The organism is Chthonomonas calidirosea T49, from assembly GCF_000427095.1.
Classification (GTDB): domain Bacteria; phylum Armatimonadota; class Chthonomonadetes; order Chthonomonadales; family Chthonomonadaceae; genus Chthonomonas; species Chthonomonas calidirosea.
Map to the genome: position 1 here is coordinate 2,639,423 of NC_021487.1, position 20,921 is coordinate 2,660,343.

14 protein-coding genes are annotated in these 20,921 nt (G+C 54.4%); 4 read left to right on the forward strand and 10 right to left on the reverse strand.

The annotated features are described in order from the left end of the window. Positions 1 to 275 precede the first annotated feature (275 nt). Positions 276 to 5,330 carry a translocation/assembly module TamB domain-containing protein gene (locus CCALI_RS11025; protein ID WP_016483564.1) on the reverse strand — a complete coding sequence of 1,685 codons (5,055 nt, stop codon included), beginning with the start codon at positions 5,328 to 5,330 and terminating at the stop codon, positions 276 to 278. A gap of 235 nt (positions 5,331 to 5,565) precedes the next feature. Here CCALI_RS11025 and CCALI_RS11030 point away from each other — a divergent pair, with 235 nt between their 5' ends. Continuing rightward, positions 5,566 to 6,207, forward strand: coding sequence for an O-methyltransferase (locus CCALI_RS11030; protein ID WP_016483565.1), 642 nt, complete (start codon positions 5,566 to 5,568; stop codon positions 6,205 to 6,207). A gap of 15 nt (positions 6,208 to 6,222) precedes the next feature. Here the strand turns inward: CCALI_RS11030 and guaB are convergent, their stop codons facing one another. From guaB to CCALI_RS11055, 5 genes are all read right to left on the reverse strand, one after another. After that, positions 6,223 to 7,752 carry an IMP dehydrogenase gene (gene guaB, locus CCALI_RS11035; RefSeq protein ID WP_016483566.1) on the reverse strand — a complete coding sequence of 510 codons (1,530 nt, stop codon included), beginning with the start codon at positions 7,750 to 7,752 and terminating at the stop codon, positions 6,223 to 6,225. Positions 7,753 to 8,024: 272 nt separating this feature from the next. Further along, positions 8,025 to 8,870: a cytochrome c biogenesis protein CcsA gene (gene ccsA / locus CCALI_RS11040; protein WP_016483567.1), complete on the reverse strand. Its 846-nt coding sequence runs from the start codon at positions 8,868 to 8,870 to the stop codon at positions 8,025 to 8,027. Further along, the gene (gene hemA, locus CCALI_RS11045; RefSeq protein ID WP_016483568.1) at positions 8,867 to 10,243 is read right to left on the reverse strand and encodes a glutamyl-tRNA reductase; all 1,377 of its coding nucleotides are present in this window, start codon (positions 10,241 to 10,243) and stop codon (positions 8,867 to 8,869) included. The genes ccsA and hemA overlap by 4 nt, the downstream gene beginning before the upstream one ends. Further along, complete coding sequence (locus CCALI_RS11050) at positions 10,243 to 10,914, reverse strand: precorrin-2 dehydrogenase/sirohydrochlorin ferrochelatase family protein (protein WP_016483569.1); 672 nt, start codon at positions 10,912 to 10,914, stop codon at positions 10,243 to 10,245. Before CCALI_RS11050 ends, hemA begins: the two co-directional genes overlap by 1 nt. Then, positions 10,911 to 11,753 (reverse strand): redox-sensing transcriptional repressor Rex, encoded by an 843-nt coding sequence (locus tag CCALI_RS11055; protein WP_016483570.1) that lies wholly within the window; start codon positions 11,751 to 11,753, stop codon positions 10,911 to 10,913. The genes CCALI_RS11050 and CCALI_RS11055 overlap by 4 nt, the downstream gene beginning before the upstream one ends. Positions 11,754 to 12,193: 440 nt before the next feature. On the opposite strand from CCALI_RS11055, the gene CCALI_RS16395 reads away from it, so the two are divergent. Further along, positions 12,194 to 13,084 (forward strand): prepilin-type N-terminal cleavage/methylation domain-containing protein, encoded by an 891-nt coding sequence (locus CCALI_RS16395; protein WP_016483571.1) that lies wholly within the window; start codon positions 12,194 to 12,196, stop codon positions 13,082 to 13,084. A gap of 14 nt (positions 13,085 to 13,098) precedes the next feature. Then, positions 13,099 to 13,317 carry a hypothetical protein gene (locus tag CCALI_RS11070; RefSeq protein WP_016483572.1) on the forward strand — a complete coding sequence of 73 codons (219 nt, stop codon included), beginning with the start codon at positions 13,099 to 13,101 and terminating at the stop codon, positions 13,315 to 13,317. Between the two features lie 45 nt (positions 13,318 to 13,362). Here the strand turns inward: CCALI_RS11070 and CCALI_RS15355 are convergent, their stop codons facing one another. The 4 genes from CCALI_RS15355 to CCALI_RS11090 form a co-directional block, all read right to left on the reverse strand. After that, complete coding sequence (locus CCALI_RS15355; protein ID WP_016483573.1) at positions 13,363 to 14,634, reverse strand: glycoside hydrolase family 5 protein; 1,272 nt, start codon at positions 14,632 to 14,634, stop codon at positions 13,363 to 13,365. Continuing rightward, complete coding sequence (locus CCALI_RS11080) at positions 14,631 to 16,514, reverse strand: hypothetical protein (protein WP_016483574.1); 1,884 nt, start codon at positions 16,512 to 16,514, stop codon at positions 14,631 to 14,633. The genes CCALI_RS15355 and CCALI_RS11080 overlap by 4 nt, the downstream gene beginning before the upstream one ends. A gap of 312 nt (positions 16,515 to 16,826) precedes the next feature. Beyond that, complete coding sequence (locus tag CCALI_RS11085; protein ID WP_016483575.1) at positions 16,827 to 17,030, reverse strand: hypothetical protein; 204 nt, start codon at positions 17,028 to 17,030, stop codon at positions 16,827 to 16,829. 86 nt (positions 17,031 to 17,116) lie between these two features. Beyond that, the gene (locus CCALI_RS11090) at positions 17,117 to 17,551 is read right to left on the reverse strand and encodes an STAS domain-containing protein (RefSeq protein WP_016483576.1); all 435 of its coding nucleotides are present in this window, start codon (positions 17,549 to 17,551) and stop codon (positions 17,117 to 17,119) included. A 296-nt stretch (positions 17,552 to 17,847) separates the two neighbouring features. Between CCALI_RS11090 and CCALI_RS11095 the strand changes: the two genes are divergently transcribed. After that, positions 17,848 to 20,844 carry a GxGYxYP domain-containing protein gene (locus CCALI_RS11095; RefSeq protein ID WP_016483577.1) on the forward strand — a complete coding sequence of 999 codons (2,997 nt, stop codon included), beginning with the start codon at positions 17,848 to 17,850 and terminating at the stop codon, positions 20,842 to 20,844. Positions 20,845 to 20,921 lie beyond the last annotated feature (77 nt).

Sequence of the window (20,921 nt, forward strand, 5' to 3'; positions counted from 1 at the left end):
TAGGACGTAAAGAAACGCGCAATGTTACAGATAAAACAGTTTCAACGGGCAGGGCAAGCCGGTTTTCACCTAAAAGGCATCATGCTGTTTTTTGCGATATGGTTCAGTCGTTTCAACGACGCTGTACGCAATCTAGGCTGAGAGGCGCCGCCAACGCGCTTCCTAACCCTTAATAGGAGCGCAAAAGCCGATGCGAGGCACCGTAACGTAACTTTTTTGAGTAAAGTGGAGCGTTTAAAAGGAGAATAAGTTGAACAAAGTTTGCAGGGAAAACCTTAGAACTGGCTTATTCCCTCTAGAAGCAAAGACTTAATACCCTGCTCATCTTGTTGGAAGGTCAGTTGGAAGCGGCGGCTAAAGCGGAAGCTTGCTCGAAACGTCTCTTGAATGTGGGCGTTGACAAGGGTGCGGGTATAGGTGAAGTAGATGGGACCGAAAAGGTGGCGGCTGATGACAAGGTTTAGCCGTTGAAAGGGATCGTAATTGAGGGCAAGCTCCTCAAATCCGAGAACGTGAGCAGGCTGTTCGAAGATAGTGGGCAAAACGGCCCCAGCCACAAGGCTGGTAAGCTGCTGGGTAAAGAGTTGCGTTGGGTTTAGACCAAAGGTATTTTGAGAAAGCACTGGGCCGCCGAGGGCGGCAAGAAATCGCTGTTCAAGCAGCTGCTGATCGCCAACGAAGTCGGGCGGATCGGTTTGGAAAGAAAGGCGCAAACGCGAACGTTGGGTCACTGGGTCGAACACGTTGCCGGTGATAGGGCCTTGGGCATTCACGATAACCCGATAGCGTTTTTCTCCGGAAAAGGTACCGGGGGCAGCGAGTGTCATATTAGTTTGGGCGCGCAGATTGACATCAATGCCAAGAATGGGCACGTTTGGCTGTTCTGGGTCTTGGGTGGGGTAGCTCAGTGTGATGCGCCCGGGCGGCAAAATGGTAAAGCGCGCTGTGGGCAGGTTGAGACGCCCTTCCAGAATATCGAGGGTTCCGTTAAGTTGAACGGCGAGATTCGAGGAGGCACCGGTAAGGCTTGGTTCTTCTAGGGGGGCGATGTTGGCGGCACGCTGTGGCACCCCAGAAACCAGAATGGTTCCGCTCACACGGGCGCTGAGCGCCGAAGCAGATAGCTGCACGTTACGGTCAAGATGGAGGGCTATCTGGAAACGGTGGACGATTGGAATGACGAACCCTCCGGTGCCAGTACCCCCCACGTCCGATGGAGGAACGGCAAGCGCGTTGCTAAGATAGACATCGCCCTGAAGTTCTGGCTTTGTAAGCGAGCCTGCGAGTTGGAGCAGAACGCGGGCCTCTCCTCGCACGGTGCCACTGCGAAAACCGGGGATGGGCGATTCGTCGAAGATAATGTCTCCGGCTTGCAGCGTAATGCCTGTTGCGCTCTGTTGCGTGATAGGCAGCGCCCCAAAGAGATTCACCGGGTGAACGGTATTGGGCAGGACCGCGCCGGTTTTGGAGTCGAAAAGGGCTGTTTCCGCGCGAAAGTCGTTTGAAACTTGAATTTGGCTTCCGTTGAAAAGAAGTGAGCCTGCGAGGTTACGGAGGCCGGTACGCAGATAATGAGGTTTCTGTGAAGTTGGGTCGAGATAGCCAATGCGAAGACGATCGGCTTGAATATCGAGCGCACCGTTAACGTTGGGGGATTGAACGGTGTTGGTGATATGGGCCGACAGAGAGAAGACACCATCCGTGTCGAGCGCAAGGCCAGGGGCAAAGACACGGAGGAGGGCGATTTTCTGTTGGGGAACACGGGCTGTAAAATCAAGTGCTGCCGTATTGGATAGAAAAGGAGGTTTCCACGAGAAGTCAACCGAGCCGGAAAACTCCGTTTCGAACTGTTCTGGTTGGCTGTCTGCCCCGGCTACAGCGATGGATACGGTGACGGGGTCGAGGACAGCACGGGGTTCGGCAATGCGAAGATGACTTATATCAATACTATCTACACGAAAATCACGAAAAGAGGTATGCAAGAGCACATTCTTCGCATCGGCCGAGATGTCAAGAATGGGCGCTTTCGTGGTCCCAGAGGCGACAACGAAGAGATCGGCTTTCCCCTTCAACTGTGAAAGCGTCTGCAGCAGTGCACTGCTCGATGTTGCCTCCTGGCTTGAGTATTCCGTAGGGAGCCACCCAGTGAGACGGCCAAGGTCGAAATTGTAGAGGCTGAGATCGCCTTGAATGGGGCCGTGGAATGCCACGTTGATCTGTCGCGCAAAGAGGGTAGCTTCTGGGCTGTTAAGGGTTAGAGCGGGGGCGGTGCTTTGAGGCAGTGGCATGACAAGTGCCTCTTTGGTAAGTCGCCCACTGCCTTCAACAGAAGGAATGATGTTGTTGCCGAGCTGGATTTGGGCCAAGCGGAAGCGGATATCGGCAACGGGCGAATCGGCGGTGCCGGTTAGTTGAGCTGTGCCCGAGAAGCTGCCTTGAAGAGGCGGATTAAAGCTTCGAAGATAGGTGAGAACACGCTGGCCAGAGGCCGTTTGCGCCAGAGGAGAGGCTCCCAGCAGGCGGAGGAATCGAGCTAGCTGAAGCTGGTTCCATTCGACGCTGCCTGAAATCTGTTGTGATTTGAGATCATAGGTAGCATTGTGAACGGTGATCGCTTCGGTAGATTCTGAGTTTGGCGTAGAGGAGGTAGCCGAATCGGTGGGAAGAAAGGTAAGCTGGCTTACTTGGATGCGATCTTTCTGATAGTTCCACTGGCTTGTAATTTGGCCGAGGGGATCACCACGATAGGCTAAGTTGGCTCCGTTGAGGTTGGCTGTAGCTTCAAGGTTATTGAGCGGCCCTTGTATTTGGCTGAAGAAGCCGATGGAACCGGTAAGGTCGGCATAGGGTTTGCCGGTTAGCATCGCCGCCAGATCGGGAATACTTAGGCTATCTCCTATGAGAACAAGGTGCATTTGATGGTCGGGCGTCAGCGTGCCATGCGCCACGATCTGGCCGTTTGCAGCGGTGATTTGTGCGTTTTGTAGCTGAAAGCCCTGATGAGATGTATAGAAGAGAGTGGCCTCCGCGTTCGGTATAGCGACGCCGTTAAGAGAGGCGTGTTGTACGCTAAACGTAACGGGGTGAAGGAGATGAAGATCGTGAAGTGTGCCGCCCACATCTATTTCGGAGCTTTCTAGGCTGCCGACAATGGAGTCGGGGCGAATGGAGGCCTTTTGCAGAGAGTTCGAAGCCCCTAGCTGTTCGAGAAGATCGGCCACATCTACATGACGCACCGCAGCGACGAGGGCGATACCTGGGTCGTGGCTTTGCAGGCCGCTGACGGTTCCACGGAGGGTAAGCTCGCCGGGGTACTGCTCTGCAAGCCCCCTTACAATCTGGAGCGAATTTGGGGTTAATTGGAACCCTGCGCTGATTCTATCGAATCCCAAACGTCCCGCTTGAATGGAAAAGGCGTTCAGCACACCGGTTACCTGCGGTTGATGGAAAGACCCTCCAATATGTGCTCTCAGGTAGCCAACTCCCTTAAGCTGTGCGAGGTCGAAAAGGGCGCTGGAAGATGAGGTGGAACCACTGCTCTCTTCGGTGAAAAGGGGGGCTCTTGTTGGTTTTGCTTGGGTGAGTTCACGCCAAAGTCCACCAATATCCACCTCATCTGCGACCAGTCGGAGATTCAGTTTTTGATGAGCGATATCCACGAGGCCGTGGGCCAAAGCGATGCCCATATCGTCTTCTAGGCGCAGGTTTCGGACGAAAACTTGTTGAGGGGTTCCCTGCGCCCGAAGGTAGGCAAGGGCGATGCGGCGCCCTTTTGAGCGGAAGTTGTTGAGCTCTACTTGGGTGTTAAACTGAGGTTCATGGCCGTTCTGTATTCGAAACGCCACATCGGCTTTGACGGTGCCCTCCATAGGTTGGTGAAGGAGACTGCCAAGCGTTTGCAGTCGCAGGTCTTGTGCGTGCGCTTGACCGACGAGCGCGAGTTTCGGTGAGGTGATGGCGTTCACTCGGAGCGCGATTTGGCCGTGCGCGAGCGCGCCATGCAGGTCGGTCGTAAGCCGATTATCCGCATAGAAGGCTTTCAACTGCAGCGGGCCGGCGGTGATATTTCGGTAGTTCAGATCGTTGAGAGAGCCTTGAAGCTGTGCCACAGGATGGTTGAGAGGGCCTACCAGGGCAAAATGGAGGGAAGGAGATGTGGCATTGAGCCGTGGTAAAAGAGACCGCACTTGCGGCGAGAGGGTTTGGAACCAGGGTAGGTATCGCAGTTGAGACCAAAGCTGAGCAAAATGGAGATTCTGGCTGTCGCCCTCTACATCGGCTACGAGGTTCTGAAAGGGTTGGGTAAGGTTGGCCACGCTACCAGACATCGCGATCGGGCTTCCGGCAAAACGGGCTTTGACCGTGCCTTGGCAGAGCGTGGGAAGCAGCGTGAGGTCGGCCTGCAGACCGGTGATAGGAGCACCGAGATGGGCAGGCTGGAAAGCCGTGTTGTAGAGATGTAGATGCCCTTCAAGCTGCATCCAATGTTTCCCAATGACCCAGGCTGCCATAAGAGGATGGGGCGCTAGCAGCAGATCGGCATGGAGATCGGCCTGACCGTCCATTACCTGGCCGATTCGGCCAGGTAGAAGCTGTTGGGCGATCGCAGGCAGGTGGAGACCCTTTCCATCAATCTGAAGCGTGAGAACCTGGTTCGGTTGGAGAAGGAGAGTAGAATGAAGTGTGCCCTGGAGGCCTTGTCGGCCAACACCGCTGAGGTCGAGCCCAAAAGTGCCGTTTGGCAGTAGGGCAATAGTGCCATTGATATGGGTGAGGATGGCGTGCACAGCGGCCGTGCGCGGCGATAGCAGAGCGCTATCGCTATAGCGTAGGGTGCCGTTAGCGATGAAGATATGACGGGTGAGCGGTCGCCCCGGCTTCTTTTTGGGCTTAAGAAGTTGGCTAAAGTTCCATAGGCCCGAGCGATTGCGAGCTACGAAGAGGAAAGGATCGGTAAGTTGAATCTGTCTGACATAGGGCGTTTGGAGATCGTGAGAGAAGAGGAGAGTTGCGAGATCGTAGGACAGGCTTACCTTTGCCGCGGTTGCCAGAGGTACAGAGGACGTGTGGGGGCTTGCGGCCACGAAAACCTGATAGAGACTAACACGATTTGCGGTTAATCGGAAGGGGCTGTATTGGAAATGAACTCGCCCCACGCGCACGGGGCGCCCAAGGGCTTGGGTGGCCTGGTTTGAGAGGATACGAGCCAGATTTTGGTCAGACAAGAGGAAGGCAGTCCAGCGGCGCACGCCGAAGATGCCCCCCACAAGCACGAGGCCGGCCGGCAACAGAAGAAGCAGCCCATTCAAGAGGCGGCGTACATACCGCATGGTCAAGCTCGTCCGTCGTTTCTTTCTTAGCAAGAGTTTACCACTCAACGCTCGGTTTTGAAGGAGGGTGGGTTACGGAATATAAGCTGTTGACAAATCTATAAAGCAAAATATATCTGTTATAGATGGTGAAAGATACATACAAACCTAACCTTTTGTAGAGGGTGAGATAGGCAGGAAAAACGTTTGTACTTGAGAAATAGGCTCTGCAGAAATTTCTTAGACGGAGGATAGAATGCCTGACCTTTTTCACCCACAGATGATGGGCTATCTTGAGAGCCTTGTACCCCAACGCCATGAGGTTATGCTGGAGATGGAGGCGCGCGCTCGTGAGATTGGCTTTCCCATTATCGGCATTGCGGGAGGGCAGTTTCTTTACCAGATCGCGCGTATGATGAAAGCGACCCGCATTTTTGAGCTAGGCTCTGGGTACGGCTATTCAACCGCTTGGTTTGCGCGTGCTGTTCGTGAAAACGGCGGCGGAGTGGTGCACCACGTGGTTTGGGATGAGAAGCTGTCCTCACAGGCAAAGGACTATTTAGGGCGCCTCGGCTATTCTGATATCGTTCAGTTTCACGTGGCGGAAGCGGTGGAGACGTTGAAAGCAACCGAAGAGCGTTTTGATCTTATCTTTAACGACATTGACAAGGTGGGCTATCCGGCCTCGATACCGGTGATCAAAGAGAGATTACGCCCTGGTGGCGTTTTGTTAGTGGATAACATGTTCCTTCACGGCTCTATTTTCGATCCGGCGAACACTTCGGAGGCGGTACAGGCTATCCGCACGACGACCAAGCTGCTCACGCAGGACCCACAGTTTATCAGCAGCCTCATTCCCATTCGGGACGGCATTATGCTGAGCTACTATGTGCCCTAGGGTTCAGCGCCTGGTCTAATCGCGGCTGCCCTCATTAAAAGCGTATTCGCTGGAGTAGTTGGGGGGTTCTTTGGTTATCCAAACGTCGTGTACGTGGCTTTCACGCAGTGAGGCAGACGTTTGGCGCACGAATCGCGCTTTTTGGTGAAGTTCCTTAATGGTTCGTGCCCCCACATAACCAAGCCCAGAGCGAATGCCGCCGAGAAGTTGATAGATGGTGTCGTTCATTGCGCCTTTGTAGGGAACCCTTCCCTCGACGCCTTCGGGAACGTAGCGGGAGGCGTTCTCAAGGCCATAGCGGTCGCTAGAGCCTTCTTGGAGGGCACCTTCGCTACCCATGCCGCGATACTCTTTGTAGGCGCGTCCTTGGTAAAGGATCACCTCGCCTGGGGCTTCGTCGGTACCGGCCAACATATTGCCCACCATAACCGCTGCGGCCCCTGCCGCCAGGGCTTTGGTGGCATCACCGCTCCACCGAATCCCGCCATCGGCAATGACGGGGATGCCATAGCGAGCGGCCTCTTCAGCGCACTCCATCACTGCGGTGAATTGAGGGACTCCCACGCCGCTGACAATGCGGGTAGTGCAGATGCTGCCAGCCCCAAGCCCAACCCGTATAGCGTCGGCGCCGGCCTCAATGAGGGCTCGGGTGCCTTCGCGCGTGGCGACATTGCCGGCAATAACCGGCAGATCCGGAAACTTCTGTTTGATGGCGCGCACGGCGTTGATAACGTCGAGCGAATGACCATGGGCAGCATCAATAACAATCACATCTACACCAGCCTCTACAAGAACCGCCGTTCGCCCCACTGGATCGCGCAAAGGGCCTACAGCCGCTCCACATCGGAGTCGTCCACGGGCATCCTTCGTTGCGTTGGGGTACTCACGAACCTTTTGGATATCTTTGATGGTGATAAGCCCAAGAAGTCTACGGTTTTCGTCCACGATAGGCAGTTTCTCGATGCGGTGCGCTTGCAGTATCTGTTGCGCCTGCTCTAAAGTGGTGCCGAGCGGGGCGGTAATCAGCCCCCCGGGTCGTGAGGCGTCGGTGGTCATCACCTCATAGATGGGGCGGTTGTAGTTGGTTTCAAAGCGGATGTCGCGGTTGGTAAGGATGCCAACGAGTTTGCCGGTGTCCGGCTCGGTGATGGGCACTCCGGAGATATGGTAGCGCTCCATGATCTGCAGGGCGTCTCGAATGGTGCGATCTGGGGGTAGGCTAATGGGGTCTACGATAATTCCATGTTCGGAGCGCTTCACCTTATCCACTTCTTGTGCCTGTGCGGTTGGGCTCATGTTACGGTGAATAATGCCAAGCCCTCCCTCGCGGGCCATTGCGATGGCCATGCGTGCGCCTGTAACGCGATCCATAGGCGAACTCAACACGGGCGCTTTCAGCCAAATGCCGCGTGCAATCTCCGTTCTCAAATCCACATCGGCGGGGCGCACATCGCTTTCTCCTGGCACCAACAGAACGTCATCGAAGCTTAGCCCCTCGCGTATTTTGACATCCGTCTCCTGCATCTCTCCGATCCCCACTCCCATTGGCTCCTCGATCACTGCAAAGTTAGTAGAAATTATACCTTCTTCCTCGCTGTATGTGGTTTACAGAGTAAGAGAACCTCTGACTTTCGCGGCGAAGCCGCGTTCTGTTTCTACCCGTTCAGCAAAATCTGCCGTAACTAGGGAATATGCAGATTTAGCGCTGTTTGTAGGAAGGGGCATCGGTCTTGGGGTAAGTGGAGGGGGAATGTTAACTGGGGAGGGCAAGAGGTTCCCGATACTATCAGAAACCTCATGGCTCGCTGTGTGAAATTTCACTGAGGAAAGTGATGGGTTGGAGAGGGAAGAAGATAGAGAATCAGCAGGAACGGCAGGCCAGCCACTAGTACATATTGAAGGCGAATGCCGCGCCAGCCAAACGCCAAACGCGCTAGTAGATAGAAGGCATAGAGAAACCAGGTAAGAAAGGCGGCGAGGTTATGAGGGTCTGCCAGCCAAAGCAACGGCGAGGTATGGAGATAGAAAATATAGGCCACGCCTAGCGCTAGGCCCAGCGTTAGGAGGGGCAAGCCGTAGGCCACTGAGAGATAGGCCGCCCGGTCGAGGGTGGCGAGCGGAGGTAGTAAACGGAAGGGGCCGGCGACACGGCGTGCCTTTAGCAGGCGGTTTTGCAAGAGATAGAGGCATGCGCAAGCGAAAGCGAGCACGAACAATGCGATCCCTGCCACGATGGTCATGACGTGCAGGCTGACGACCTGTGTTTCGATCATCTTGTTCTTGGCTAAGGGACCGTTTGTATTGAGAAGCCCCAAAACAAGAAAGAGGATAACAATAGGCGATGCCGCTGCGCCGAGCGCGCGAAGGCGTAGGCGCAGGTCGAAGAAAAGCAGCAGAATCGCCAAAGTCCATGCCATAACGGCGAGTGTGCCGTACTTGCTGGCGAAGGGTGATAGATGGGTGAGGACGCACCAGGAACCGGTGGCCGCCAGCTGAAGCAGTATGGCGGAAACGAGAGCGACGCGAGCCCAAAGCAGTAGCGACGTGTTGTTGGTGGATGGAGCTTTGGGAGCGAGTAAGACCAGGGAGGCCCCATAGCAGATGGCGGCAATGACGTAAAGAATAAGTGCCAGCTCATTGAGAAGGATGGAAGGTTCGATCATCTCTCTGGTTCCGTTGGGGCTGCAGAAAGTGTCGTGACGTCGGGATCAGCGTCTATATCAGGAGCGGTTGTGTGGGCAGGGAGGGACGGAGATGGCTCGGCCGCCGTTATTCCGAAAAGTTCACAAAGCGCGCGGGGTAGATCGTAGTCGCTTGTGTTCTCTAACGCCGCCGTTTTTAAGCGTTGTATGGGGTCTTTGGCCACTCTGTCTATCATCGCATCCATCATGGTGCGGATGGTTTGACGATCTTTTTCAGGCAGGTGGGCGAGGCGTGGAGCAAAGATCTGCCAATACTCCTGCTTGATCTGTTCGAGATGCGCGCGTAGGGCGCCGATGGCCGGCGTCACTTCGCGCGTCTTACGCCAGGCAAGGAAACGCACTCGCTCTTCGTCAACAATGGCTTCGGCTCGGTGGATCTCGGCTTCTCGGTTTTGAATGTGTTCGTTGAGATAGGCTTGAAGGTCATCAAGATTATAGACGAACACGTTCTCTAGGTCGTTGACGTCCTCCGCGACATCGCGTGGGAGGGCGATATCTATAAGGAAGAGAGGTTTTCCGCGTCGTCGCCTCATGATGGGCAAGAGATTATCTTTGCGTAGAATAGGATGCGGGGCTGCCGTAGAGGAGATAACGATGTCTGCTTGGACAAGCCCAGTTTCGAAGGCCTCTTCAAAGTGAATGGCCTGCCCACTGAGGCGATGCGCCATGTCGCGGGCGCGTTCGTAGGTGCGGTTGGCCACCACCACGAACCGCACGCCGTTTTGAATGAGATGCCGAGCGGCCAGTTCGCTCATTTTGCCGGCCCCAAGAATGAGAATCTGGGCGTGGGTGAAATCGTCGAAGATCCGACTTGCGAGTTCTACAGCGACGTGACCGATGGAGAAGCCCCCGCGCCCGATCTCTGTTTCTGTACGAACGCGTTTCCCTGCTGTAAGGGCGTGCTCAAAGAGCCGCGAAAGCAACGGCCCAGCGGCACCCACGCTTTGTGCGGTGCGCAGCGCTTCTCGCACTTGACCTAAGATCTGCGCTTCGCCGATCACCATCGAGTCGAGGCTGCAGGCTACGCGCAGGAGGTGATGAACAGCCTCCTCCTCCATTTTGCGGTAGAGGAGCGAGGCGAACTCTGTGGCGGGCACGTTGTGAAATCGTGAGATATGGGTGATGAGCTCTTCACAAAGCTGGGCAGGAGAAACCGATCCGACCGCATAGACCTCTACGCGATTGCATGTAGAAAGGATGACACACTCTTGAACCGAAGAGGCCGTGCTGAGCGCTTTAAATGCAGCGGGAAGCGCATGTTTTTGGTAGCTTAGCCGTTCTCGCAGAGCGAGAGGAGCGCTTTGATGATTCATACCCACGAGAACGATGGGCATCACTGTTGTCCCTCTTTTGGTAACGGCTGATGAAGAAGATAGTTTAAAACGGCACGCGCCTCCTGTTCTGGGTCAAGCCCTGCCCGGATCATCGCTAGGAGCTTTGGGGTTTGCGCATGGAGCCGTTCTAGCGCCTCTTGGCGAAGCGGTGAGTTGGCAGGGGTGGCGGAGAGAATCTCATTGCGCAGTTTTCCAAGAAGTTGTAAAAGCTTTTCATACTCGGTGCCGTAGCGTTCGGCGAGCTCGTCGGCAATTTGTGCTGCCAGTTTCGGCTGCTGGCCACCTGTGCCAACGCAAAGGCACAAGTCGCCACGACGCACCACGGAGGGAACGATAAAATGGCCTTGCTCCGGAGCGTCTGCGACGTTCACCAAAAGGTTTCGCTCCTTGGCGCTTCTGGCCACCCACTCGTTAAGGGCACGTTCGTTTGTAGCGGCAAAAACCAACATGGCATCGTCCAGATGAGCAGGTTGAAAGGGTTCCATCCGCAACTCAATGCAACCCATAGCGGCCCACTGTTGAAGTCGTTCTGTTGCCGTAAGGCATACCACGCGCACCCGCGCGTGGGCATCGAGCAGCCCACTTACACGGCGTTCTGCTACAGGCCCTCCGCCGATGACAACGCACAGCTGGTCGCTAATATCCAGCAAAATCGGATAGAACGGTCTCAATTTTCAATAGGTGCCTCTGTTGGGTCAGGGACTTCGGGTTCTTCGGCTGCTGCGGCATAGGTGGTCAAAGCCGTGGGATGGGGTTCTGCTAGGGCTCCTTGGTGATGGCCGTTTTGTTGTCTTTCGCGCTCTTCTTCTTCGGAGAGATGGTAGGAGAGCACGGCGAGCTCTTGGATGAAGGAGACATTGCGCACGTAGACCCCGTCAGGCACACGCAACAGAACGGGCGCGAAGTTAAGAATGGCGCGGATGCCGGCGTCTACCAAGCGTTCGCAAACGTCCTGTGCGGCGCTGGCCGGAACGGCTAGAATGGCAATGCGGGCTTTGAGAGAGCTATTTAGCTCTTTCAGGCGCGCAATATCCTGTATGATAAGGTTCCATAGAGGCCGCCCTATTTTGCCGTAGTTGTTGTCGAACACGGCCACAAGCTCGAATTGATGCTCCTTTAACCCCGGATAACCCACTAAAGCCGAACCCAAGTTCCCCGCCCCAATAAGAATAACAGGTTTAGGTCTATCTATTTTTAGGATACGTGTAATACGCTGGCGCAGTTCAGGCACGTTATAGCCAACGCCCGGTTTTCCGAACTCTCCAAAGTAGGAGAGGTCTTTACGGAACTGAGCGGCATTGATACCTGTTTGGCGTTCCACTTCACTCGAGGAGACGGTTTCGATGTGCGCCTGATCCAGGTCATGAAGCAGGCGTAGATAGGTGGCTAACCGCTCCAGGGTGGGAACGGGCACTCTGCTATTAGGAACTTGTGTCAAGGTTTCCACCTCATTCGTGTGGTCGAACCCCGGCATCGTTGCGCGAGACAAAACGTGGTTTTCGTCTTCCATCGAAGGGCAGTATACCCCTTGCGAGTAGAGCCGTCAATTGGTTTGTGAAACAATGCGCAATCTCTCCGTTAAGCCTTTCCATGCCTGCTAATAGGGTTTTAGGGCCTCTAGGTTATTCCATATTTTTTACCGGTGAACGCGAACGGTAACGTGTTGATTGTGGACAGAGTGCCGATTCTCAAAAAAATTTTTTGCACACTCCTCCTTAAAAGCTCCTTAATATTCCTTTTGGTATAACTTGCTTGGAGCAAGAGCGAAGTTTGCGAGGGGAATGGAAATGTGCTGTAAACGTGGTACAATGCTAACTGTATCGTTTCCAGCACTTTCTCGATCAACGTCGATCTACCCGATCGATGCCGCTCTTTGTTCCTCACCAAAATCCACTTTGTGTCTGAACTCCACAAGGGTTCAGTCCAGCAAAACGGAAGGAGAAAGTCGGTATGCAAGGAAAGAAGAAGGGTTTTACCCTCATTGAGCTTCTCGTAGTTATCGCCATTATCGCCATTCTCGCGGCGATACTCTTCCCCGTATTTGCGCAAGCGCGCGAAAAGGCATGTCAGATCTCCTGTTTGTCCAATACAAAACAGGAGATCCTCGGCCTGCTGATGTACGTGCAGGACTACGATGAGACCTGGCCGCGAAACGACGACTGCGCAAACGGGGGTACGGTGCCTTTGCCAGGGGCGCCCTCTACGGCCATAGGGTGTAATGGACCTTACGGAGACCGAATCAACCACTACAAATGGTGGTGGTGGACCTATCCCTACACTAAGAACAACCAGATCATGTTCTGTCCAAGTCGCACTTACGATCAGCCAAGCTGGTTGTACGATGCCGAGATTTTCGGTGCTGGTTACGGACTTAACCTCGCCATTACCGGAAGTCTGAACACGTACGGAAATCCTAACCGCTATGGCGCGTTTCGCGATTCATGGACGGGTGGCAAGTTGGCCGGTCTGAACTCGCCGGCTGAAGCCATGTTGACGATGGAGACAAACTACCCTGCTGTTGGCTCTTATGATGTTGGGAACGGCACTCACCTCATCGCTTATCCAGAGGCGACGCGCGAATACTGGGCGAAGCTGATCTTTCCACCGGATGGCAACCCAAGTAATCCGGTAAACAAAAAGTTCGCCCCACATAACGACGGATTCAACATCGGCTACTGTGATGGCCATGCAAAATGGATGAAGGCCACGGCGTTCCTCGGCATGTGTCCCACTTCAGCTCAATATGGTGGAATGCCGATTCCTAATTACGAGAACATGGCCTATTACACCACGCAGCAACCTTCGTGGACGCAGCCTTGGCCGTTGTGGAACCTCTACTAAGTTGTGAGGACGAGATGAAGCGACTCAGCATCTTCTTTATGTTCCTCCTGCTTATGACGGTAGGGCTAGCAGGATGCTCCTCGCAACCTTCGGAAAAGCCCTCTCCAAACCATCCGGTGAGCGAATCGGAAAAGGTACATCAGCAAGAGCAACAGATGGACCAAAGCGCCGGACAGACTATGCAATCACAACCTCCCGCTCCTGAACCGAACGCAGCCACCAGCGGCGACTGATGGGGTAGGCTATCCAGCAAAGTAGGGCGAAGCAACTGCTTCGCCCTACTTTGCTTTAAGCGCCTGTTGAAGCGCCATTGTGAGAGAAGTATTCTCCTCGAGGTTCGCTGTTTTCACCTGATCCATTTTGGCGATCAGCGCCGACTCGCTATCCCGATAGGGATCGAGCGGCTGCGCTATGGGATGGGTATTATGATATAGTCCCCACATGGAGGTGTCTCCATTTCGCATGGTCACTTTGTAGGTCCAGAGCGACCACGAGATCTGTTGGGCATTTAGCATTTGTGCCCATGTGACCAAGGTTTGAGGCGTGCCATGTGGCTCTAGATTGAACTCGCCGAGGTAGAAGGGGGTTTTTCGTTGTTGATAGATAGTTTGTTCTACGTTCGCGATGAGCCCTCGGAGCGCGTTCAAATGATCTTGGGCGGATTTTGCTTGGAACTGGTAGGAGTGAGCGCTAAGCACAGCGTTTGTCCAGCCAAGCACATTAGGATAGGGCATATTGGACAGCCCAGTGTAGCCATCTTCGAAAAAGAGGAGATGCCGTTTGTCTACAGAACGTATGGCCTGGTAGAGGCGGTCTTCCGCGAGGTAGATCATGGCCGTATTAGGAGCCCCCATCGGCTCGTTCAGCAGGTCGTAACCCGCTATTTCGGGGCGATCACGATAGCGTGCGGCGATGTTTCGCCAGAGGTTCTCGGCTCTCTCCAGATAGCTAGGGTCGTAAAAAAAGCGGTTGCGCCCCTCTTCCCCCGTGTGGTGATCGCGACTTTGGCGACCTGGTGCGCCATGCATGTCCAAAACGACGTAGAGGCCGTATTTGCCTGCCCATTCAACGGCCTTATCCAACCAAAGCCAAGGGTTTGATTCCTCTTCAAACAGATCGTGGAGGAAGGGAAGGCGTACGCAGTTGAAGCCGATATCACGAATGCGCCTGAAATCCTCCTCTGTTATCCAGTGATCGCGCCAGGCGGCCATCAGACGAAGCTTACTTGCTTTGCTCAAGCGTGTTTGTAGAACGTTCCACAAAGAAACGTGATCGCGAATTGGAGGTAGATCGCTGCCGGAGGGCGGTTCGGTAATAAACGGCAACATCCACATCTCCTCGACGAGCCACCCTCCGAGGTTAATGCCTTGAAGAACAACAGGGTTTCCCTTTTCGTCTACGATCTGCGTGCCGAGTGTCCGCAGCCAAGGCATAGTAGAGGCGCTCTCACGGTGCGGTGTTGCTGCCAATGAGGGCGCGTCCTTGGTGCTATAACAGGCAGCTGCAAGCAGTCCACAGCCATTTGCTAACAAGTGACGCCGGGAGATCATCTCTTTGAAGCCACCTCTCTACGCTCATCTATAAAGCGATAGTTGAAGCGCCCATCAGGAGCGCTGTCGCCTTCATACCAAAAGTTAATAATGTTCTCATTGCCGCCTATCGGTACGTTATCTACCCAATGAAAATCGAACGTGGTTTTCTGTAGATTCGTCAATCCGAGAATACTTCTTGGCACGATAACCATCAGCTCATTGCCTCTAGCACGGTAGGCAATGCGCCACACTTTCCCGGTGCGCAGACTCTGGATGGTCGTAACAGTAGGACTAAGCACTTTATGATTCACCACAAAGTCGTAGCCGTGCCAGCCGGTTTTGGGGTTTTGGTCGCTATCAATCAGCAATTGCATCCAGTTGGGATCCGTATAAGGGCTTAGTTTTTCTCGCGTGCGGGCATAAAAGTAGATGTTTTTTGCATCACAGGCTACTTTCGCTTCGATGATATCGTTACGGCCGGAGTTGTCCACATAGTAGTTGGTGCCCCATCCGGGCCAATCGCGGTGCATGGTGTTGCCGATGAAGTTAAGAAAATCCGGCGAGATATTTTGCCATGCCTCGAAATCGCCAAGGGGGACGGTATGGAAGCCATGTGCAATCGGTATAGGGCGTACCCCTTTGTATCGGCGAATGTTTTCCACTAGTTGCATGTAGTAGTCATCGCCGAAGCCGCCTTTCATCGGCATGATATCTCGGCTAAACTCTTCATTGTACTCGTCCACAAAGTAGAATGTGCCCTGTGGTGCTGGTTTGCCTAGAAAATGGAGCGAAGGGCCTGGTGAGGGAAAAGCCATCGCGGTCCACTCGTTCCAGCCCGTGACAAATACAAACAACGGATCTACTTGCAGGGCGCGATCCCACTGCTCTTGGAAATAGATCCCCTTGTTCACGTCGGCAGCGATGTCCTGGTCGTTTAGAGGGGGCTCGTAGCCTCCATGGTCCGGTGCCCCATGGTAGCTTCTACCGATATCGTTTACGGGGTGGCTAGCCACGGCAACGGGCAGCTCTTCGGGAGCGTTAGGATCGGTATGCCAGCCCCAGCGCTGTGGATAGTTGTCAATCCACTGCCACTTGTCCTGGCCTGGATCCCATGCCCATGAATAGCGCCAGGTAAAGAAGTCGCGGATTTTGGGATCGAGCGGTGAGCCATCATCCATTTTTGCGTTCTTATCGCCAAGGATAAGCGGTTTGCCTTGCCAATAGAACCAGAGGTCTGGGAAGAGGTTACGAGAGTAGAAGTCGTTATAAAGCTTCGTAACGGTGTAGCCACCCCGAGAGTGGGTAACGAAGGCGAACTGCGGGGTGGGATTACCCTGCAGGCGCATCTGTTCTGCAACGGCCATGATCTGAAGGTAGACCGGTTGATAAGTTAGTGCATTGGTTATATCAAAGAGGATCACATCAACGCCGGCCTCTTCAAGCATCTGCAGGTTATGTCGTATCACCCAAGGGTCATCGGCCATATAGTAGCCTACAGCCGGCTCTCCCCACCAGTAGACCGCATAAGGTTGCCAGCCCTGCGGTTTCGTGAGAGGATCTCCATGAAGTTCTCGGATGATCTCTGTGTTGTCATGTAGGTTGCGGGGCTCGTCGTAGGTGGCATGGCCGCCGGCATCGTAACGTGCCAACATGCCTTGCGTGATGAAATAAAAGATGCCGACAAAGCGGCGGCGGGGCGGATGGGTATCGGTTGCTGTTGGTAGCTTTCTGCCAAGTGCATCCACGCCTACCCATGTATCGAATGCGAGGTCGCGAACGCCGGGCGCCTGCGGCACGGGGACATCGGGAGGAGTAGGTTTTTGTTGAGCCTTGGTGGGTTTTACAAAGGAGATGAGAAGCAACAAGGCTCCCACAAGAGCTCGTAGACAACGGGACATGAGGGAATCTCCTTTCGAGGAAGAGTGCTTTGCTGGATAAATTGAGGAAAAAGGGCGAACTTTCCTGCCTGTTGCTTCGGATAGGGGAACGTTTTTCTGAGAAGGAATCTGTTTTGTAAAAAGCAAAATGGCAACTGCGATCTTCAAGTCATCGCAGAAAATGTGCCTTCCATGTCTGCTTCGGAACAACAAGGGAGTATCTTTGCGAAGATACTCCCTTGTTTATGTCAAGCATCTCTGCTTCGTTGGCTATGTTGGCAGAGGAGATAGGGCGGGGTGCCTGTCTGCCTGCTGAGCAGAGGCAGGTAGGCCTTAGCTCTCTTCTTGTATGGAGCGCGGGGTTTCCGATATCTCCTCGGTCTGCCAGTTATCGCAGTCGAATCGGCGGCAATGCAGCATTCGCCGGCTTGTGCCGTTTTCCATCTCCACCGTAGCGATGGAGGCGTAGCGGCAAGATAAGCAGAGCGACGGTTCGAGAAGTCGAACGATCTTTAAGCGTGTATCCTCATTTTTCATAGAGTGCATCCTCGGTATTCATCTGTCGGTCGGTGGCCTGTGTTTGGCGTGCCCTATCTGTTGGACGAAATAAGTTCTGCGTTCGTTCAGACGGGCTGAAGACCTCTCTCGTTATCGGGTGTCATTAGGTGCGCGCGCACCACAACACTCTGTCCGCATTGGCTTCGCCCGCGCAGATGGCAGATAGCCTCCTCTTCGGTAAGCGCCCACTGCAGGCGTTGTCTTCGTAGTGCAGAGGCGATGCGAACGTGTTCCCTGTTGCCCACAACTTCGAGACGTCCGTAATGAGCGGCGAGACGTTCTCCTAGCGTTTCGAAGGCGTGCCACCAGGCTAAGTCGAGCAAAGGAAGACGATGTGCTTTAGCGAGGTTGATCACGACCTCGAAGTGAGCAGTGAGCAAGAGGTAGTTGATAGCCTCTGCCAACTGCTGCTGAATGCCTTCATTCCATTCGCCCTCCAGTGTGAGCACGGGTATGCCGCTATGCAGATAAAGGTGTAGCTTGCACGACGTGTTTTCCATGGGTTCCTCAAAAGCTCTCTACCGAGAACGTTTGGCTTCATTATCGGCAGGAGCGCTTGAGAAAAGGAGGGGAAAGAGAGAACTTGGCATTCCGCTCGCTCTTTTCCTCAGGAACCACCGTTCCCAGTCTCGTTATTCCATATTTCCACCTGAAATTTACCATAAGAAAGTTTGACGGGCAGTGGGGAAGGAGGTGCGAATCGCCTCCGGCAGGAATTCTCGGATTTTTCCAGAAAGTGTAACTCCTGTAAGGGCGCCATTCATCGCGCCCCAAATCTCATCTTGAGGAGGTTTAGGTGGTCTCTCGATACCCCTTAATTTGCGGGATTGTGTGTTGGCTTGCACTGAGCTGCTTTGGTCTATGGACAAAGGCTGCTGCTCAGGTACCTGAGGACATTTTGCGTGAGGTTCCCCCTCACTTTGAGGTCCCTTCCGGCTCCTATACGCTTGTGGCTACATGGGCGGCTGCGGGGACGCTCTATAAACATGGAACGGGCAAGGCTGTTTCCGACCCTCAAGCCACGGAGAGCAAAGCTTGGGAGGCCTCAGTGGGGGAACCGAGCGCTGCCATGCTCTACGGACCTTACATCACAACCTTGCCCCAGGGCGATTATGTGGCATTTGCCCGTGTCGAGCGCACCAGCTCCACCGATGAAGAGATCGTAGGCACGCTAGATGCATGCATAGATTACGGACAGAATATCCTGAACTCGGTAGATTTAGCCACGGCCGATCTTCCCCGTGAACACTACGTGGAGATTCCGCTGCCATTCCACTATCCTGGTGGGGCGCTTGAGGTACGTGTGAACTGGGCGGGATATGCGAACTTGCGAGTGGATAAAGTGACGCTGTTTCGAGTAGAAGGGGCAAACCTCTCTCAGTTTATTCATCGAGCGCCGCCGGCCCGCGAGAGCGGGGAACCGAACCATTTAACTCCTCTCTTCGCGCCAGCAGGGACGCCTCTGTTTCCTCGCTCGCACACGCCTGCTTCCACACTAGAGGTGCTTGATCTGCGGAAGCAGGGGCCTTCTTGGCAACTCCTTTTGCTGAGCCTACAAGGGCTGGTCAATCGTCAAAGGCCCCGCATCTACTATCTCCTCAACGACCAAGACCCGTTTTGGTTGCGATGGATGCGCCAAAATGGTTGGATCAAGGGATGGAAGGAAGTAACCGATCCTCACCAGCTTCTCCAGGAGTATCGCAGCGTCTATCATGGGCTTGTGGTAACAGACCCCACACGGCCAGCATCGGTGAACGTTGCAACCATGATCGCCAGCATTGACGACCTTTTGGTCGCTACGCCCTCGTTAGCAAAAGAGCTTGGGCTTCCTGTAAAGGAGGATTTAAGAGGACGTTGGACGACAGATGTACAGGCCTATCAGTGGGCGTTTGACAATTTGTGGCCTCACCTCAATCATGAGGTGATCTCTTGCACCTATCCGCAGCAAATGCCGCTGCGCGATTACCTTGTGGAGAATCGCATCTTTATCTTCTGGATTTCGGGGCCTATTGACGGGGCAAGGCCAGGAGCTGATCCGACAGCAGAAATGCACCTTATGGAGCAGCTTCTTGCCAAAATGCCAGCGGACGCTCCTGTCATCAGCTATCCCTATGCCGGGCAGGATGTCGGAGTTGGCGAAGGGCCTGGAGTTACTCTCTTTGCTGAGTTTGGGCGCTATTTGGTAGGTAGTACCGACTGCAGCAACCTCAGTGTGCATAGCGGGATTCGGCTGCCGAATTTTCACCAGCGCCACCCAGCGCCGCCGAAGTTAGACCCGCGCAAAGTCTACGTCTCCTGGATCCTCTCGGATGGCGACAATCTGCCGGTACTCAGTGTTTTCAACTTCCCGGTGCTCTGGAAAAGCCCGGTACGAGGTACTATGCCCATCGGCTGGACGATATCGCCCTCGTCTTGGCTGCTTATGCCCGATATCGCCAACTACTACTACCAAACGGCCTCGCCAGATGATCAGTTCGTGGGGGCCGTCTCCGGCATTGGTTATACCTATCCTGATTCGTTCGGGGCGCGTTACAAGGCGCCTTATCGCCAAGAGGTCTTCGATCGCTTTCTGTATCAAACGGCCGAGGGCTATCGTCATATGGATATCGTGGACGGCTGGATTATGGGCATTACGCACGACTCGCTATTAGACCGTTATGCCGAGGACATTCCCACATTGCAGGCGCTCTTCCCAGACTACGGACGCCGTGTGGGTTCTTACGATGAGGCCACCTACCCGATTGTTCGCAACCTACCGGTGTTCCATGCGGTGACGAATTGGAATGGCCAGCTGTCACGTGAGGAGCAGATCGATTCATTAGTGGAGCAGATAAAGGCTATTACACCGGAACGTCGCCCCGCTTTTCTGCATCTATTTGCGCTCAACTGGTTCACCGATCTCTCCATGTTACCAGAGATCATGAGGCGCTTAGGTCCCGACTATGTGGTAGTGCGCCCGGATGTGCTAGGGGCTCTCTATAGAGAGTATCTGAAGAAAGAAAAGCTGCTGGTGAGCTGTCCAAATCTCATAGCGCGTATCATTGGGTTGCCTTTACGATTCCAATGCACATTAGAGAACGTGGAATCGCATCCGGTCTCTGCACAGGTTCGAGTGACGGACGGCATGACGGACGTTGAGATAGAGGGAAATCTAGCCGCGTTGGCTCCAGATGTGAAAGTCCCTGTAAGCGTGGCCGGTGTGCCACAAGCAGATACGGTGCAGCTTGAAGCGACGGTAGAAGGGGGCCCCTCGCACCGAACAACGGTACAGCTGCGCTCGATCGACCCAAGTGAACTTGTGGGCGGTTTAGAGGTGCTGCGGACAAAAAGTGGTACGCTTCCCACATTGAGCTATGTTCAGCATTTTGATGTGAGCGCTCTCGCCCACCAAACAGGCGCTATGGTTACGGATCCTAGAGCGATTGGGGGCAGGGCTTGGCAGGTCTTACCGGGGAAAGACCAGGCAGGTCATGCGCTTTTCGGCCCCTATGTGCCGATGCCGGCGGGAGACTACTTGGCGTTGTTCCGCATAGAGCGCGTAGGAGAACAAGAGGGCTCCGTAGGCTTAGTAGATAGCTGTGTAGGAGGTGGGGTGCCTGTGCTCGCCGAACGTGGGGTGCTCCTGTCGGAGCTGCCACTAGGCCGTTATGTGTACGTCCCTCTTGTTTTTCATCATCCCGGCGGCGCCTTAGAAACGCGCTTCTATTGGGATGGTAAGGTGGGCGTGCGGATGGATGGGGTAGATCTATGGCGCATCAGCGGCGGTACAACGACCACGATGCGTCGCCCCTAGCTCATTCAGCAAGACATTCTGCTGAGGCCTTTGTCTCTCAGTAGAGCAGGTGTAGGGAGCAAACTTGTGTTTGCTCC

What these genes read in the sequence shown, in the direction of transcription:
- CCALI_RS11070 (WP_016483572.1), top strand. Translation starts at nt 13,099, where the DNA reads ATGAAGCGACTCAGCATCTTCTTTATGTTCCTCCTGCTTATGACGGTA.
- CCALI_RS11085 (WP_016483575.1), bottom strand. Translation starts at nt 17,030, where the DNA reads ATGAAAAATGAGGATACACGCTTAAAGATCGTTCGACTTCTCGAACCG.
- CCALI_RS11080 (WP_016483574.1), bottom strand. Translation starts at nt 16,514, where the DNA reads ATGTCCCGTTGTCTACGAGCTCTTGTGGGAGCCTTGTTGCTTCTCATC.
- CCALI_RS11055 (WP_016483570.1), bottom strand. Translation starts at nt 11,753, where the DNA reads ATGGAAGACGAAAACCACGTTTTGTCTCGCGCAACGATGCCGGGGTTC.
- ccsA (WP_016483567.1), bottom strand. Translation starts at nt 8,870, where the DNA reads ATGATCGAACCTTCCATCCTTCTCAATGAGCTGGCACTTATTCTTTAC.
- CCALI_RS11025 (WP_016483564.1), bottom strand. Translation starts at nt 5,330, where the DNA reads ATGCGGTATGTACGCCGCCTCTTGAATGGGCTGCTTCTTCTGTTGCCG.
- CCALI_RS16395 (WP_016483571.1), top strand. Translation starts at nt 12,194, where the DNA reads ATGCAAGGAAAGAAGAAGGGTTTTACCCTCATTGAGCTTCTCGTAGTT.
- hemA (WP_016483568.1), bottom strand. Translation starts at nt 10,243, where the DNA reads ATGCCCATCGTTCTCGTGGGTATGAATCATCAAAGCGCTCCTCTCGCT.
- CCALI_RS11030 (WP_016483565.1), top strand. Translation starts at nt 5,566, where the DNA reads ATGCCTGACCTTTTTCACCCACAGATGATGGGCTATCTTGAGAGCCTT.
- guaB (WP_016483566.1), bottom strand. Translation starts at nt 7,752, where the DNA reads ATGGGAGTGGGGATCGGAGAGATGCAGGAGACGGATGTCAAAATACGC.
- CCALI_RS11090 (WP_016483576.1), bottom strand. Translation starts at nt 17,551, where the DNA reads ATGGAAAACACGTCGTGCAAGCTACACCTTTATCTGCATAGCGGCATA.
- CCALI_RS15355 (WP_016483573.1), bottom strand. Translation starts at nt 14,634, where the DNA reads ATGATCTCCCGGCGTCACTTGTTAGCAAATGGCTGTGGACTGCTTGCA.